Below are 16,878 nucleotides of genomic sequence, written 5' to 3'. Positions count from 1 at the left end.
ATTATTCTGCATTTGTGATTAAATTCCTTTATATTTCTACAAAATAATTCATAAAATAACAACTAATTTATAAATTATTTAATACAAAAATAAAAAGTAAAATATTGAGTTATAATTCTCTATACTTTCGCTATTATAGGATTTTTTTGCTTCGTTTATATAAAAATTGTAAGCAATTTATGTGAGAATAAAGTCGAAAGGTCACTGACGCTGACCTATTTGGCATGATATAATTAGATTGCAAGCAAGGGTTGGCCAACTTATAAGCAAAGTAGATAGTGAGGTGAAAGAAAAGTTAAAAAATTAACGAAAAATATTAATTGAATAGAAAGAAGATTGAAATGTAATTTTCAAAAAGAGTTAAGGTATAGATTGTGTTCTAAAAAGTTTTCTTGGGATAAGGCTTTCTAATATCAGTTCTACCAACCAAAAAATCAAGACTAACTCCATAAAAATCCGCAAATAAAATTAAAGTAGAAATCGGCGGATCATGTTGGCCACTTTCATAATGTGAATAAGCGCTACGTGATATTTTAAGTTTTTTTGAAAGTTCGGCTTGAGTAAGTTCAAGCTCTTTACGAAGATATGTTAATCTCAAAGCTAACATTATTAATCACCTCGAGATAATTTTAACAAGGAGATTCAAAAATGTGCTATTTTGCTAACAAAAGGAGCAAAATTACATAAAAAAGAAATAGTTAAGGAAATCTTATGCATTTTAAGAGAACATATGTTTGTTTTTATCGGTGTATATGATATAATTTAATCAATGATTAATTCAAGGGTAAAATACAAGGGGGTCAAAGCTATGACAGAAAAAACATTAAACATTAAAGTAGAATTTGAGAAGGGGAAACAAGTGCAAATGGTCAGCCAAATAAATATAAAGAAGAATATCAAAAGATATATGCATGGTAGAAAAGAAAAGATGGTTTCATTATCTAATAAAGCTAATATAAATATATTAAAATTGATATGTTTGTTATATTGTCCTTTTTCTAAAGTAAAATTATCTACATCCATAAAGTTATGTAAAGCCTTGAATATAGAGCTATCAGAGATACTCAATTGACATCCCATTTTGACACACATTTTTTAAATCTATACTGCATATGTTACCATACAGTAATGAATATGCAGTATATCAAAAATGATATTTTTCAAACATCTTGTTATAAGAGGAACTAGTAAAATACACGTTACCATTATGTAATAAACACGGGTTCGACACCCGTCGCCTCCACCATGAAACCCACGAAAATCTGGAATTCGGATTTTCGTGGGTTATTTTATTATAACAAATTATATATAATAACATTGTTAAGAACCAATAAACAGATTTAATGGTGAATTTGTAAAAGGTAGACCTTTCATATAATATGATAACGTTCAAACAGGATAAATTTTAGATTTATTTGAGAATGTCCTATATGAGAAACCTGTACATTCTTATTTCTATAATTCATTAACTCAGTAAAATCTATTGCATTAATCAATCTATTTTGATATGAAACTTCATTTATATAAATAAATTGAAAGCAAATCCTTATTATCTACAAATTTAGTTAATATATTAAATATAATGTTACCATAATGAGCTTAGCTTATAATAATATGTTACACTTTCTATTTCATGAGGATCTTTATTTTTATGTTTTTTTAGTCAGGTTTTCTTAAAATAAATTTTATTTCTAATGCTGTGATATATTTTTTGCTAAATTATTCTAATGTTATTCTAATGCTATTTTAATCTTATTTTAATGCTTTAATGCAAAAATACAAATGTGAACATTAAGAATATTAACTAATGGAGGAAGAAATAAACATGTTTAGAAGAGCAAATAAAATTACATCATTATTATTAGCAGCAGCTGCTATTGTTTCAATAGCACCTGCAACTGGAGCTTATGCTGCAGATTATAAAAAAATAGAAGCACAAGATGGTACTATTTATGATGCCGTAGCATATAAAGACGGTAAATTTTATATTGATGGAGAGGTTAATGATAAAGACGAAGCTGTTTATTATTTAAATAATGGTAAATACAATGATGTATCAGATATTGATACAGGATCATCTGTTGCAGCATATGGTGATAAATATGTTGATGTATCAAATGGTGATTATTTCCTTGATTTAGGAACAGGTAAAGCAACTGATGAATCTATAAAATCTAATGCAGAAGATGATGCTGCTGCAGCTTTAAGAAAAAAGATTAAAAAGGATACAGATGGAAGATATGTTGAAGGAAGTTCAGCGAACCAATCAGAAGCAATTCCAACTGTAACAGAGCTTCCTGGAGCAAAGTTTGGAGAAGTATGGTATGAAACTCAATATTCTGCACAGGATGCAACAAATAAAAATACTTCATATTTAAATGTATACACAGATGCAAATGGAGCATATATTGATGCAGATTACAAATTAGGAAAAATTAAAGTAACAACAACAGAAAGCGGAGTTAGTAAAGCAGTAAGTGTAGATAATACAAATGATAAGTATGATGCAAATACTACTAAAGGTGATGTAACAGGAAGTGTTGACAGTACAACTGCAAAAGTAATTGGACAAGATGCAGATTATATCTATAGAACAGCAACTGTTACTATAAGCACTACTAATTCAATTGTACAAAAAATAAATGGAATTGCTGTTAGTGGTAATAGTGCATTTAAGCAAACAACTGGTGCAGTAACTTTTGATGTCATTCAAAAAATATCAAAAGCGCAAGCATCTGATAATATTAAGGGAGCAAAGTATGCTAAGACAGTAACTGCTTATGTAATCTCTGATGATAAAGGTGCAGATAAAACTGGCGATTTAATTAATGCTGCTAACGGTTATACGGATTCAGGATACACTGTTGTAGATGGAAAAATAGTTAATTATGGAATAACATCGGACAAGCAAATAGCTACTCAAACAATAACATTAAAAGGTACTAATGGATATACTTACACCGACTTTGCAGATTTAAGCAAGGGTGAAGATATAGAAAAGTCATCTGATAGTGGTAATAGTTATGACGGTTATGCATTTGATATAGATGCAAGTGGAAACCTTTGGAGATTAAACGGAGGATATATCTATGAATGGAATAATGATAAAGATTGGGACAAAGTATATAAAGTAGATGGCTCTTTTGATGAAATGTCAGTCTATAATAAAGATAATATTGTTGCTTGGAATCAAAGTGATGCAGTTTACTCAGTAATCGGTGGAACAAAAGCTGATGATACCACAACTGATACAGCAGCTACAACACCAGCAGTAACCGCTGGATGGGTACAAGCTACTAACGGTACTTGGACTTATAACAAAGCTGATGGAACTAAAGCTGCAGGATGGTTAAACTTAGGTGGTAATTGGTACTACTTAAAAGCTGATGGTGTTATGGGGACAGGCTGGGTAAATGATAACGGAACTTGGTATTTCTTATCAGCATCAGGTGCCATGGCAACTGGATGGTTAAATGACAATGGAACTTGGTACTACTTAAATTCATCAGGCGCTATGCTAGCTAACACAACTGTTGATGGTTATGTATTAGGAGCTAATGGAGCTTGGATTAGATAACTTACTGAAAGGACATATAGTCTTTTGCTCTGTTGCTAGAGAATAGGGCTGCGGATTTCTAACAGTAGAAGTTGTACCTATTTTAACTTGCTCTCAATGTGAAGTTGGGACAAGTTAAAATGGAACAACTTCTATATGAAGAAATTCTTATAGCCCTATTCTCAATGCAACACCGCGAAAAGGACTATATGTTCTTTCTGTTGTAGTATATAATTTAAGATATTAATCTGATTTAAGAGTGAGATCCATTGATGGAATATCCCCGTATATTTGTATTTGCTAAACTTTAACTTATTTCGGAGAGTTATCGCATAATTCTAGGTTTTGTGTAATTTACCTATAATATTATATTACCATTCTAATGTTATTCTAATACTATTTTAATGTTATCTTAATGTTTTGATGTGACAATAAGAATGTAGAAAAAATTGTTTGCTGTTTTAAACATTTTTCCTAAAATTTAAGTTTCTGCATGCTCGGGCAGAGATTTATAATAAAATTTTTAAACATAATTTTTAAGATCCAAAATATTGCTGGGAACTTTGTTCCCAGCAATATTTTTGGCAATTTAGTATATTAAATAAATTATATATAAATTGATAAAGAAAAGTACATAATAGTTAAAAATATGGTTATAAACATTACCATGATATGGGAAAGGCTGTTTGAATAGTAACATTATAATTATAAAAAACAATATTTTTTATAAAGCTGAAAATAATTTTGATGGGAGATGATAACATGGGGAAGCATAAAATTTTAATAGTAGAAGATGAGAAACAAATGTCAATGTTTATTGAAATGGAGCTTAAGCATGAAGGATATATAACGTATACAGAATATGATGGAAGAAAAGCATTGGAGAAGGTTGAGAATACTGAGTATGATTTAATTCTCCTAGATATAATGATACCAAGTTTAAATGGAATTGAAGTTTGTAGGAGAATTAGGCAATTCTCTAATGTTCCTATTATAATGATTACTGCTAAAAGTGACATATCTGACAAAGTTCTAGGACTTGATATTGGAGCTAATGATTATTTAACAAAGCCATTTGCAATAGAAGAATTATTAGCAAGAATTAGAGTGTATACAAGAGAAAATGTATTGAAAAATAAGATTGATGAAATAAAAGTTAAGGATATTGTAATTAATAATGCAACTCATCAGGTATGGAGATCAGGTAAGGAAATTAAACTCACCAAAAAGGAATATGATCTTCTTGAGACTTTATTGATTAATAAAAATATTGTGCTTTCAAGAGATAAATTAACTGAAGATGTATGGGGGTATGATTATGCAGGAGATACAAATGTTGTAGATGTATTTATAAGATATTTGCGAAGCAAAATTGATGATAGTTTTGAAGAGAGTCTTATAACTACAATAAGGGGAGTAGGCTATGTTATCAAAGATAATTAGTAAGGTTTTAAAAAGTATTAAAAACAGAAAAATTTCTATTAAGATAGCAATAGTTTATGCCTTTATGTTTCTAGGAATATTACTTTTGTTAAATGCTTCAATTTTATATGGAGTAAAGTATCATTTATATAATGAAGGGATTAATCAAATTGAAGATACGAAGGACGTTGTATTAAATGACATCAAATCAGAAAATCAACATTTAGATGTATCAGATGATGATATTTTTTCAGATGTTCCATCTAATCAAAATATATTCATAAGGGTAATAAAGGAAGATGGGACAGTAATAAATACATCTGATGATTTTAACTATGAAATTGAAATGCCTCAGGATAAAACAGATCCCTCACTAGAAAAGGTAAAATATTTAAAAGAAAATGACGTTTATTTATTATATGAAAATGTTGAATATGAAAGTAAAGAATATGGCGGTGTATATTTTCAAATAGTAAAAGATATGAATAATGAATATCATTTTTTAGAAACGTTATTTGTATCTATGGTTATAACTGATTTTATAGGTATGATAATATCTCTAATATTAGGGTACATAGTAAGTAAGAAAATGTTAAAGCCTATTGATTATATAACTACAACTGCTGAAAATATAAGCATTAATAACTTAAAGGAAAGAATAGAAGGAACTGATTCTGATGATGAACTTAATAGACTTGTAAATACTTTTAATAAGATGATAGATAGGCTTCAAGAGTCATTTAGCAGGCAGGCCCAGTTTGTATCAGATGCATCACATGAACTTAGAACTCCCATTGCAGTTATTCGAGGATATGCAAATCTATTAGATAGATGGGGAAAAGATGATAGAGAAGCGTTGGAAAAATCTATTTATGCAATTAAATTAGAGGCTACTAATATGGCTGATTTAGTTGAAAAGCTATTATTTCTGGCAAGAGGTGATAGCGGAACTCAAGTGATTGAAAAGAAAAGCTTTTATCTGAATGAACTTGTTGATGAAATAGTAACAGAAAGCAAACTGATAGCTCCAAATCATATAATCACAAGTAATAAAAATGATGCGGTTCTCATTATAGCTGATTATAAAAGGATAAAACAAATGCTAAGGATATTTATTGATAATGGTATTAAATTCACACAAGAGGGAAATAAAATAGATGTAAGTTCAGAGATACAGGATAATGTTGTGAAGCTAACTATTACTGATAACGGCATTGGAATACCTGGGGATGAAATTAAGAATATATTTGATAGATTTTATATCGTTGATAAATCCAGGTCTAAGGAAAAAGGTGGAACAGGTCTTGGTTTATCTATTGCAAAATGGATTGCTGATATGCATAGGGGTACAATAGATGTAGAAAGCGAAGAAGGCATTGGAACAAAACTAACTATTACATTAAATTTGTAAATAATAGCTGAAACTGTCCTGTTGTATTCTTAATTTTTTTTATATAATCCCCCAAATAGGGATATTTTAAAGGCCGTACTTCTCGAAGGAACATTTGGAGTTCTAAAAAGTGATTATGAATTCAATAGATTTTTAACACGTGGAAAAAATAGCGTTCAAACTGAATTTATTTTGCTTTGTTTTGGTTATAACATTAACAAATTACATTCAAAAATACAAAATGAAAAAACTAAGAATCATCTTCATGAATTGAAACCTACTGCCTAATTATGGAATAAATTAACTGGGCTTATTTTAGTGCACTTAAAAATTAGAAATCTTTAAATAATTAATATTGTATTTCAAATATTTAGAAATTTGTTATTTTAAACCGAAAAGGAGTATCGCTCCTGATTAAAATTTAATCATTTTGCGACACTCCCTTGTGTAAAATTATAGAAAAAACAAGAAGTATTAGATATAATAAAAGTAGTATGATGGTACAAAAGAATTTATGGGATGGAGAGATACATATGGAAAAAGAATTTTCAGAATTACTCTCTTTTACGGCTGATACAAATGGGTTTGATAAAGTGCTCATTCATCTAAATAGGTGTAGTCCACTCGCATTCACATGATTTATAGTTAGCTGTTATCCCTACGAATAAAGAATATAAAATAAATTCGCTCAAAGCCAAGAATCGATAGAATTTAATTGCGTTTTGTGCCTTGAGCAAAGCGCGAAAGGAATGGTTATGAAAATGAAAAAATTATTTATAAAGAAAATTTCTGCTGTTTTTATACTTTTACTTATGTTAATAGGTTTATTTGGGTGTGCAGCAACAAATAAAACTGCTGTAAATAAGCAGCAGGATAACCATGTGGAAGCTACAAAATCAGAAGATAAAAAGATAGATTCTAGCCAAGATGGAGATTCAAAGAATAAAAAGATAATTAATGATTTTCAAGGCGTTGCAGATTATATACATAAAAATGGAACTTTGCCTGAAAATTTTATAACAAAAGCGCAGGCTAATAAACTTGGATGGAAGCCAGGAGACGATCTTAGCAAAGTAGCGCCTGGTAAAAGCATAGGGGGAGATATTTTTAAGAATGCTGAAAAATCTCTACCAGATGCGCCTAATAGAATTTGGCATGAATGCGATATTAACTATAATGGAGGACATCGTGGGGATGATAGGATTCTTTATTCAAATGATGGATTAATTTACTCTACCTCAGATCATTATAAAACATTCAAATTATTATATAAAGGAAAGTAGTTTTTTTAAGGATGTGAATAGCTTGAATAAAGTAGTAATACAAGGCAGTAAGCTTACGGATAAAAATATGTTACACCAAATTTTAAAACAGGAATTAAAGCTTCCTGCTCATTACGGTGAAAACTTAGATGCACTCTGGGATTGTCTAACTGCTGATGTTCAATTGCCAGTTACAATTGAATGGGTTGACTTTCAAAAAAGTAAAGACTTATTAGGTGATTATGCTGAAAATACATTAGAAATTTTTAATGAAGCTGAAAAATTTACTGGAGGAAAACTTAAGATAAAAATTATTTCCAACTTTTAATTGACTCAAACTTATATCTATCTTGATTGAAAAAAACGTTATCAGTTGATATAATGTATGCAATAGTCCAATGGAAGGAAGTATTATATGTTCAGTTATAGTCAAATCAAAAGTCTTAATGATTTAGAAATTTCTGTTTATAATTATATTATGGATAATAAAGATAAGGTCCGATATATGAAAATAAGGGAATTAGCAGTTGAATCTCATGTTTCAACTACAACCATATTAAATTTCTGCAAAAAAGTAGGGTGTAGTGGTTATTCAGAGTTTAAACTAAAATTTAAATTATTTATAGAGGAAAAAGAAATTAAAAAAGTAAGTGAAGATAATACAGAGATAATTGATTTTTTTAAGAAAACAAATACTGAAGAATATGATGAGAAGATAGAGGAAATTGTAAAAGCTATATTAAAAGCAAAGAGAACAATTTTTATAGGAAGTAGTATGTCTGGAATTGTAGCAAGATATGGAGCACGATATCTATCAAGTGTTGGACAATTTAGTTTATGCATTGATGATCCGTATTACCCTACTACAGGTAAATTTTATGAAAATTCAGTTGTAATAGTATGTTCTGTGTCTGGTGAATCAAAAGATATTATAGGTCATATAAATAGATTTAAAAAAGATGATTGCTGTATTGTTAGTATTACTAACACTGAAAATTGCACTATAGCAAAAATGTCTGATTATAATATCCCATATTATGTACCATATGTTAAAGTAGGAATATATGATATTACAACTCAAATTCCAATAATCAGTATAATAGAAAGAATTGGAAGGAAACTACAAAATCGTCGAGAAGAATCTATACAAGATGAGTAAATAGCTATGCGCAAAAAATAAAAGTATTTTACATAGGGCTTTATTGATTTGAAGTTTTTAACTCAAATTGATAAAGCTTATTTTAATTACTCTTTTTGTTTGTTAATCACAGTTTTTTAAATATATGAAATGTCAAGAACACATTTCGATTTTAATTGCAAAAAAACATTTTGTTTTTTTGCAATAACAAATTATTAAAAAACAGACATGTTTTTTATAATGGTTTACATAGTGACAGAATAAGCTTTTTCAATTAATATTAAGATACATTCAATAGCTATTCGAAAATAATAAATATAAGTGAGGTAATAAAATGGCAAAGGATTATGCATTAATTGCGAAAACGATTGCAAAAAATTTAGGCGGTATCTCAAATATTGAAAGTGTAACTCATTGTATGACTCGTTTAAGAGTTTGTTTAAAGGACGACTCAAAAGTAAATGTAGATGAGATTAAAAAAATTAATGGAGTAATGGGATATGTAAACCAAGGTGGGCAACATCAAGTTATTATTGGAAATAATGTATCTTATGTTTATAAGGAAGTTTTAAAATTAGGAAACTTTGGAGATCAAAGTGACATTGCAAAAGGGATAAAAAAAGAAAAGCTAACTATCAAAAAAGTTGGAACTAATATATTGGATGCATTAGTAAGTACAATGTCACCATTGATACCAGCAATTATTGGTGGTTCAATGGTAAAGTTAGTAGTAATGATGTTATCTATGTTAAAAGTACTACCAGCAGACAGTACTACATATACATTACTAAATGCTATGGGAGATGCAGCGTTTTATTTCCTTCCAATTATGGTGGCAGTATCAGCATCTAAGAAATTTAAAACTAATACTTATTTAGCTATTGCAATAGCAGGACTTATGGTACATCCAGATTTTATGAAACTAATGGTAAGCGCATCAGAAGGTAAGGAAGTAACTTTAGCGTTTATTCCTATTGCATCCGTTAAGTATACGTATACGGTAATACCAGCACTTTGTATGACTTGGATATTATCATATATTGAAAGATTTGTAGATAAGATAACACCAGAAGTAACTAAAAATTTCTTAAAACCAGCGATTATAGTATTGATTGCAGCTCCAATAGCAATTGGACTTATAGGACCTTTAGGTATATGGATTGGTACAGCAATATCAGGTTTAGTTTATTTTGTTCACAGCAAATTAGGATGGGTGTCAGTAGCAATAATGGGAGCTTTATGGCCATTACTTGTTATGACTGGAATGCATAGAGTATTTACTCCAACTATATTAACAACTATAGCAGAAACAGGCATGGAAGGAATGGTAATGCCTTCAGAAATAGGTGCGAACCTTTCATTAGGAGGATCAGCTTTAGCTGTTGCTTTCAAAACTAAAAATAAAGAGTTAAGACAAACTGCAATTGCAGCTGCTTCTTCTGCAATCATTGCAGGAATCACAGAGCCAGCACTGTATGGAGTAGCATTAAGATTTAAAAGGCCTTTGATAGCATCATTAATTTCAGGTGGTGTATGTGGTGCCGTAGCAGGGATAGCAGGACTCGCAAGTAGATCTATGGCTGCACCAGGTTTATTCACAAGTGTTCAGTTTTTTGATCCACAAAATCCATCAAGCCTTATTTGGATAATTGGAATAATGATACTGGCAGTCGTATTATCTTTCGTATTAACTCTAATATTTGGATTTGAAGATATTCCAGCAGAAGAGAATATCGAAATAATGGGGGCAGATAATGAGTAAATACAGTTTTCCAGAGGAATTTCTATGGGGCGGAGCTATTGCAGCAAATCAGGCTGAAGGTGCGTATAGAGAAGATGGAAAAGGTTTAAGCACTGTAGATGTTATACCACATGGAATAAACAGAATGAAAGTAAAATTAGGGTTAGAAGAAGATTTGACTTTGAAAGATAGTGAATTTTATCCAAGTCATGAGGCAATTGATTTTTATCATCATTATAAAGAAGATATTGCTCTGATGGCTGAAATGGGCTTCAAAGTTTTTAGAACTTCAATCGCATGGACAAGAATCTTCCCTAATGGAGATGATAGTAAACCTAATGAAGCAGGAATTAAATTTTATAAAGATTTATTTTTAGAATGTAAAAAATATAATATAGAACCATTAGTAACCTTATGTCACTTTGATGTTCCAATGGAACTGGTTAATAAATATGGATCATGGAAGAGTAGAAAAATGATATCATTTTTTGAAAATTATGCAAGATGCTGCTTTAAAGAATTTGATGGCTTGGTTAAATACTGGCTGACATTTAATGAAATAAATATATTGATACACAGTCCTTTTTCGGGAGCCGGTATATATTTCAAAGAAGGTGAAAACAAAGAGCAGGTTAAGTATCAGGCAGCTCATCATATGTTAGTAGCAAGTGCTTTAGTAACTAAAATAGCCCATGAACAAAATCAAGAAAATAAAGTTGGATGTATGCTTGCTGGAGGAGATTTTTATCCGTATTCATGTGATCCAAGAGATGTATGGATGGCTCATACAAAGGATAGAGAAAATTTATTTTTCATAGATGTACAGGCTAGAGGTAAGTATCCATCTTATTCAAAGAGGGTATTTGCAGAAAAAGAAGTTAGTATTGTAATGGAAGAAAATGATTTGGATATATTAAAAAATACAGTAGATTTTATATCTTTTAGTTATTATGCTTCTAGATGTGCATCTAAGGATATGGAAAATCAAACTGAAGCTAATGTTGTTAAATCCATAAAAAATCCTCATTTAGAAGTTAGTGAATGGGGATGGGCCATTGATCCATTAGGACTTAGAATAACTATGAATACTCTATATGATAGATACGAAAAGCCTTTATTTATAGTAGAAAATGGACTAGGTGCTAAAGATACAATAGAAGAGGATGGCTCAATAAATGATGATTACAGGATTGATTATCTTAGACAGCATATCATGGAAATGAAAGAAGCCATGGAAGATGGAGTTGAACTATTAGGATATACATCTTGGGGATGTATAGATTTAGTTTCAGCATCCACTGGAGAGATGAGTAAAAGATATGGATTTGTATATGTAGATAAACAAGATGATGGAACTGGAACTTTAGAGAGAAAAAGAAAAAAATCTTTTTATTGGTATAAAAAAGTAATAGAAACGAACGGTGAATGTTTAATATAAGAAATTTAAAGGTTACGCTGCGCTGTAACTATAAAACCCAAGACAATATTTATTAGTATTGTCTTGGGTTATTTTAGTTTATAGATATTAAGAGAATGACATCACTATAAAAAACATATTAAAAAGTAGCAATAGAAAAGTATTTTAGAATTAGCAAAGGTGAACTATATACAAATGATGCAGGTTTTTATTAAAAATATTGATAGTATTTTTCCTTTTATTTATTAAAAATAACAATCAAATCCGTTTTTAAGAAATATATTTTTATAATCTAATAAATCTTCTTCATGAAGTTGTTGCGTATTTTGGAAAGCATATGGTTTGTTCAGAAGTTCGTATTTTTTCTGCCCAAATTGATGGAATGGAAGTAAGTTTACTTTCTTAGCATTAACGGACTCAAGTAATTTACAAAATTCTTTAGCATCTTCTAAACTAGAGTTTATGTTTGGAATGACAGGAATACGAATAATGACATCTTTACCGTTATCTATAGCAATTTTCAAATTTTCAATAATTAAATCATTATAAACATTTGTTACTTTAAAATGCTTTTCTCTATCATAGTGTTTTATATCAAATAATAATAAATCTACATCTTGTATAAAATTTGAGAATGTTTTATTTGAAGCATATCCAGTGGTTTCAATGGTTGTGTGTATGTTTCTATTCTTCAATAGTTTTAATAATTCTGATGCAAACTCATGCTGCATTAATACTTCACCACCAGATAAAGTAACGCCACCATTTGATTCTTCATAAAACATTTCATCTTTCATAACTTCATTCATAACATGAGAAAGGGTTAAAAATTCACCTTCTGCTGAAAGAGCTTTATGAGGACAGGAATTTTTACAAGCAAAACAAGAAATACAGTTGTTAGAATCAATTTTTATATGATTATCATTTAAGGAAATAGCATTATTTTGACAAACGTCTATACAATGAAGACATTGTGTGCACTTAGTTTTATCACATATGATTTGTATCTTACTATCTTGAGATTCTGGATTTGAACACCATAGGCAACTTAAGGGACAGCCCTTGAAAAAAACTACAGTTCTGATTCCAGGACCATCGTGTATGCTGTATTTTTGAATATTGAAAATGCAAGCCTTTATATCTTTCATAAAAACACCCCCATATAGTAAAAGCAAGATTAGTATTATGATTGAACCGCAATAATTTAAGTTTCAATTGATGATTCAATGTTAACATGAAAAAATATAAGTGTAAATAAAAAGTTTCATTTGAAATAAGTATACATTTCATAAGAATAATAATTTGATGTTTAATATTATTTGAAGTAGTATATAATCAATAATAAGCAGAGTTGCTTTTATTCGAAATATAAATAGTTCATTTTGTAAGTAGTTTATGATATAATTACCATTGGATTAAGGTATGTCGACCAGTTATTTTTCGAATCTACCTAAGAGAAGGAGGAGTTTTTATGACAAGTAGGTATACAAAGCTTCTTGAAATTGTCAATGAAAACAAGCGTATAGAAGTCAGTAAATTATCAGAGCTTTTAAATGTATCTCAAGTGACTATACGTAAAGATCTTGGTGCATTAGAAGAAAAAGGATTATTGAAGCGTGAACATGGGTATGCAGTTATGACTTCAAGTGATGATATCAATAGCAGATTAGCTTTTAATTATGATATAAAAAGAAAAATAGCACAATTGGCAAGTAAACTTGTAAATGATGGTGAAACAGTTATGATTGAATCAGGCTCATCTTGTGCCTTACTTGCAGAAGAACTTGCATATAATAAAAAGGATATAACAGTAATAACTAATTCTACATTTATTGCAAACTATATTAGAGAAGGAAATGCGAAAGTAGTGTTGCTTGGAGGAGATTACCAGCCGGAATCTCAGGTATCAGTAGGACCTCTAACAAGAAAATGTGTGAAAGATTTTTTTGTTGATAAATTGTTTATCGGAACTGATGGTTATAATTCTAAAATAGGGTTTACAGGAAAAAACTTAATGCGTACAGAAACGGTAAAAGCCATGGCTGAAAGTTCTAATAAAATTATAATATTAACAGAATCATCAAAGTTTTCTGAGCGTGGAGTGGTATCTCAATTTAAAGCAGAAGAGATAAGCTATTTATTTACAGATACTAATATTCCTGAAGATGTTTTAGAAAGTTTAAAGAAGGAAAAAGTGGATGTTCAAATGGTAAGTGTAAATTAATATGGTTTATAAGAATAGAACAATCATAATATAGGAATTTATAAGATGCATAGGTATAGGTTTTACTTTAATGAGTAAAAATTATAATCTATGTATTTTTTTGTTATCTTAAATAAAAAGGATTTTGTTATTCGTTTCGAAAATAATTATATAAGTTTCAAATGAAATAATAATATTGACAAAAAATATTGTTGATATATAATTTAATTATGAAAGAAAATAAAAATAGTTTCAAATGAAAGTAAAAAAGTTTGTTATAATATGAAATTGATAATGAGGGGAGAATATTTATGAATCATTTTGGAGAATTAACTGATAGAATGCATAATTTTAGAGAAGAATTATTAAATGCAAAATCTATGGTTAGTGTAGAAAGAGCTAGACTTACTACGGAAAGTTACAAAGAACACGCTGATAAGCCAATGGTATTACGTAGAGCGTTATGTTTAGAAAATATATTGAAAAATATGACTATATTTATTGAAGATAACTCGATAATCGCGGGAAATCAAGCAGAATCAAATCGCTCAGCTCCTATTTTCCCCGAATATGCAATGGATTGGGTTATAAATGAACTTGATGAATTTGAAAAACGTGAAGGTGATATATTTTATATTACTGAAGAAAGTAAGAATGTTTTAAGAGAAATAGCACCTTTTTGGGAGCATAAAACTTTAAAAGACAGAGGTCTTGCAGGGATGCCTGCTGAAAGTAGAATTTTTTATGATCTAGGGATTATAAAAGCAGAGGGCAATATTACTTCTGGGGATGCTCATATAGCGGTAAATTATGAAACTGTATTAAACCTTGGGTTAATTAATTACAAAGAGCGAACAGAAAAGAAATTAAAAGAACTAGACCTTACAGACTATAGGAATCTAAATAAGTCTTATTTTTATAGAGCAATTTTAATTGTACTTGATGCAGTAGCAGCTTTTGCAAAGCGTTATGCAGATTTAGCATTAGAATTAGCTGAAAAAGAATCTGATGTAAATAGAAAAGAAGAATTACTTGAAATGTCAAGAATATTAAATAAAGTTCCATATTATCCAGCAGAAACTTTCCATGAAGCAGTTCAATCTTTGTGGATAATTCACTTAGTTTTGCAAATTGAGTCAAATGGACATTCACTTTCATATGGAAGAATGGATCAATATTTAAATCCTTTCTATGAAAAAGATTTAAAACTTGGAAAGATTACTGAGGATAGTGCTACTGAATTATTAACAAACTTGTGGCTTAAGACTTTTACTATAAATAAGATAAGAAGCTGGTCACATACACGTTTTAGTGCAGGTAGTCCCTTATATCAAAATGTTACAGTTGGTGGTCAGACTGTAGATAAAAAAGATGAAGTAAATCCATTAAGCTACTTAATTCTAAAGAGTGTTGCTCAGACAAAATTACCACAACCTAACTTAACAGTACGTTACCATAAAGGATTATCTGATGATTTCATGAAAGAATGCATAGAAGTAGTAAGATTAGGATTCGGAATGCCAGCCTTTAATAGTGATGAAGTTATTATTCCATCATTCATAGAAAAAGGTGTAGATGAAAAAGATGCCTATAACTATAGTGCAATTGGATGTGTAGAAGTAGCAGTCCCAGGTAAATGGGGTTATAGATGTACTGGAATGAGCTTTTTAAATTTCCCTAAATCATTATTAATAGCTTTAAATGATGGAGTTGATCCCGAGTCAGGAACTAAGCTTTGCGAGGGTGTAGGTCACTTTAAGGATATGACAACCTTTGATGAGGTTATGAAAGCCTGGGATAAGATAATTCGTGAATTTACAAGACATAGTGTAATAATAGATAGTTGTGCAGACTTAGCAATAGAAGAAGTTACAGCAGATGTATTATGCTCAGCTTTAACTGATGATTGCATTGAAAGAGGTTTAAACTTAAAAGAAGGTGGAGCCGTATATGACTTTATTAGTGATCTTCAAGTAGGTATCGCTAACCTTGGAGATTCTCTTGCAGCAATTAAAAAATGTGTATTTGAAGATAAGAGTTTTACACCAGCACAAGTTTGGGATGCATTGCTTAATAATTTTGAAGGAGAAGATGGTAAAAGAATTCAAGATATATTACTTAATGATGCTCCTAAGTATGGAAATGACGATGATTATATAGATTTATTATTAAGAGAAGCTTATGAAATCTATATTGATGAGATAAAGAAATATAAGAATACTAGATATGGTAGAGGACCAATTGGAGGATGCTATTATGCTGGAACTTCTTCAATTTCAGCTAATGTACCACAAGGAGCAGGAACTTTGGCAACTCCAGATGGAAGAAAGGCTGGAGAGCCTTTAGCTGAAGGGTGTTCACCATCTCATGCAATGGATAAAAATGGTCCTACAGCAGTATTTAAATCAGTTTCAAAATTACCAACACACGATATTACTGGTGGAGTATTATTAAATCAAAAGGTAACACCACAAATGTTATCTAAGGAAAGTGATAGAGAAAAGTTAATTTTATTAATTAGAACTTTCTTTAATCGTTTAGAAGGTTTTCATGTACAATACAATGTAGTATCAAGAGATACTTTACTTGATGCGCAAAAACATCCAGAAGAGCATAGAGACCTAATTGTTAGAGTAGCAGGATATAGTGCTTTCTTTAATGTATTATCGAAACAAACTCAAGATGATATAATTGAAAGAACAGAACAAGTTTTATAGTAAAATAATTCTCCCCAAGTGAAATGTTCATT

The 16,878-nt window shown here is 29.9% G+C and carries 13 protein-coding genes and 1 pseudogene; 12 read left to right on the top strand and 2 right to left on the bottom strand.

Annotated elements, in window-relative coordinates:
- Positions 1-379: 379 nt before the first annotated feature.
- Positions 380-607, bottom strand: a complete 228-nt coding sequence (locus tag L3B96_RS10855) for a helix-turn-helix transcriptional regulator (protein WP_238860838.1) — start codon at positions 605-607, stop codon at positions 380-382.
- Positions 608-808: 201 nt separating this feature from the next.
- On the opposite strand from L3B96_RS10855, the gene L3B96_RS10850 reads away from it, so the two are divergent.
- The 10 genes and pseudogenes from L3B96_RS10850 (at position 809) to ascB (ending at position 11,947) form a co-directional block, all read left to right on the top strand.
- Positions 809-1,072: a hypothetical protein gene (locus L3B96_RS10850; protein WP_238860835.1), complete on the top strand. Its 264-nt coding sequence runs from the start codon at positions 809-811 to the stop codon at positions 1,070-1,072.
- A 753-nt stretch (positions 1,073-1,825) separates the two neighbouring features.
- Positions 1,826-3,577 carry an N-acetylmuramoyl-L-alanine amidase family protein gene (locus L3B96_RS10845; RefSeq protein ID WP_238860833.1) on the top strand — a complete coding sequence of 584 codons (1,752 nt, stop codon included), beginning with the start codon at positions 1,826-1,828 and terminating at the stop codon, positions 3,575-3,577.
- 741 nt (positions 3,578-4,318) lie between these two features.
- Entirely contained in the window at positions 4,319-4,999 is a 681-nt protein-coding gene (locus L3B96_RS10840) for a response regulator transcription factor (RefSeq protein ID WP_238860831.1), read from the top strand.
- Positions 4,980-6,389: a HAMP domain-containing histidine kinase gene (locus L3B96_RS10835; protein WP_238860830.1), complete on the top strand. Its 1,410-nt coding sequence runs from the start codon at positions 4,980-4,982 to the stop codon at positions 6,387-6,389. The genes L3B96_RS10840 and L3B96_RS10835 overlap by 20 nt, the downstream gene beginning before the upstream one ends.
- Before the next feature lie 69 nt (positions 6,390-6,458).
- Positions 6,459-6,656: pseudogene (locus L3B96_RS10830) on the top strand (transposase); the annotation flags it as partial.
- 473 nt (positions 6,657-7,129) lie between these two features.
- Entirely contained in the window at positions 7,130-7,651 is a 522-nt protein-coding gene (locus L3B96_RS10825; protein WP_238860828.1) for a ribonuclease domain-containing protein, read from the top strand.
- Positions 7,652-7,673: 22 nt separating this feature from the next.
- On the top strand, positions 7,674-7,958 hold the full coding sequence (locus tag L3B96_RS10820) for a barstar family protein (RefSeq protein WP_017209407.1): 285 nt from the start codon (positions 7,674-7,676) through the stop codon (positions 7,956-7,958).
- A gap of 87 nt (positions 7,959-8,045) precedes the next feature.
- Positions 8,046-8,789: a MurR/RpiR family transcriptional regulator gene (locus L3B96_RS10815; protein ID WP_023975752.1), complete on the top strand. Its 744-nt coding sequence runs from the start codon at positions 8,046-8,048 to the stop codon at positions 8,787-8,789.
- Positions 8,790-9,102: 313 nt separating this feature from the next.
- Positions 9,103-10,530 (top strand): PTS cellobiose/arbutin/salicin transporter subunit IIBC, encoded by a 1,428-nt coding sequence (gene ascF, locus L3B96_RS10810; RefSeq protein WP_171780031.1) that lies wholly within the window; start codon positions 9,103-9,105, stop codon positions 10,528-10,530.
- Positions 10,523-11,947 carry a 6-phospho-beta-glucosidase gene (gene ascB, locus L3B96_RS10805; protein ID WP_238860826.1) on the top strand — a complete coding sequence of 475 codons (1,425 nt, stop codon included), beginning with the start codon at positions 10,523-10,525 and terminating at the stop codon, positions 11,945-11,947. Before ascF ends, ascB begins: the two co-directional genes overlap by 8 nt.
- Positions 11,948-12,171: 224 nt before the next feature.
- Here ascB and L3B96_RS10800 read toward each other — a convergent pair whose 3' ends face one another.
- Complete coding sequence (locus L3B96_RS10800) at positions 12,172-13,074, bottom strand: glycyl-radical enzyme activating protein (protein ID WP_238860824.1); 903 nt, start codon at positions 13,072-13,074, stop codon at positions 12,172-12,174.
- A 323-nt stretch (positions 13,075-13,397) separates the two neighbouring features.
- Between L3B96_RS10800 and L3B96_RS10795 the strand changes: the two genes are divergently transcribed.
- Both L3B96_RS10795 and L3B96_RS10790 read left to right on the top strand, forming a co-directional pair.
- Positions 13,398-14,150, top strand: a complete 753-nt coding sequence (locus L3B96_RS10795) for a DeoR/GlpR family DNA-binding transcription regulator (RefSeq protein ID WP_171786773.1) — start codon at positions 13,398-13,400, stop codon at positions 14,148-14,150.
- A gap of 290 nt (positions 14,151-14,440) precedes the next feature.
- Complete coding sequence (locus tag L3B96_RS10790; protein WP_238860822.1) at positions 14,441-16,846, top strand: glycyl radical protein; 2,406 nt, start codon at positions 14,441-14,443, stop codon at positions 16,844-16,846.
- The last annotated feature ends 32 nt before the right edge of the window (positions 16,847-16,878 follow it).

The organism is Clostridium sp. YIM B02569 (genome assembly GCF_022320765.1).
In the GTDB taxonomy this organism is placed as follows: domain Bacteria; phylum Bacillota; class Clostridia; order Clostridiales; family Clostridiaceae; genus Clostridium; species Clostridium beijerinckii.
This window is presented reverse-complemented; position numbering and strand designations above follow the sequence as displayed.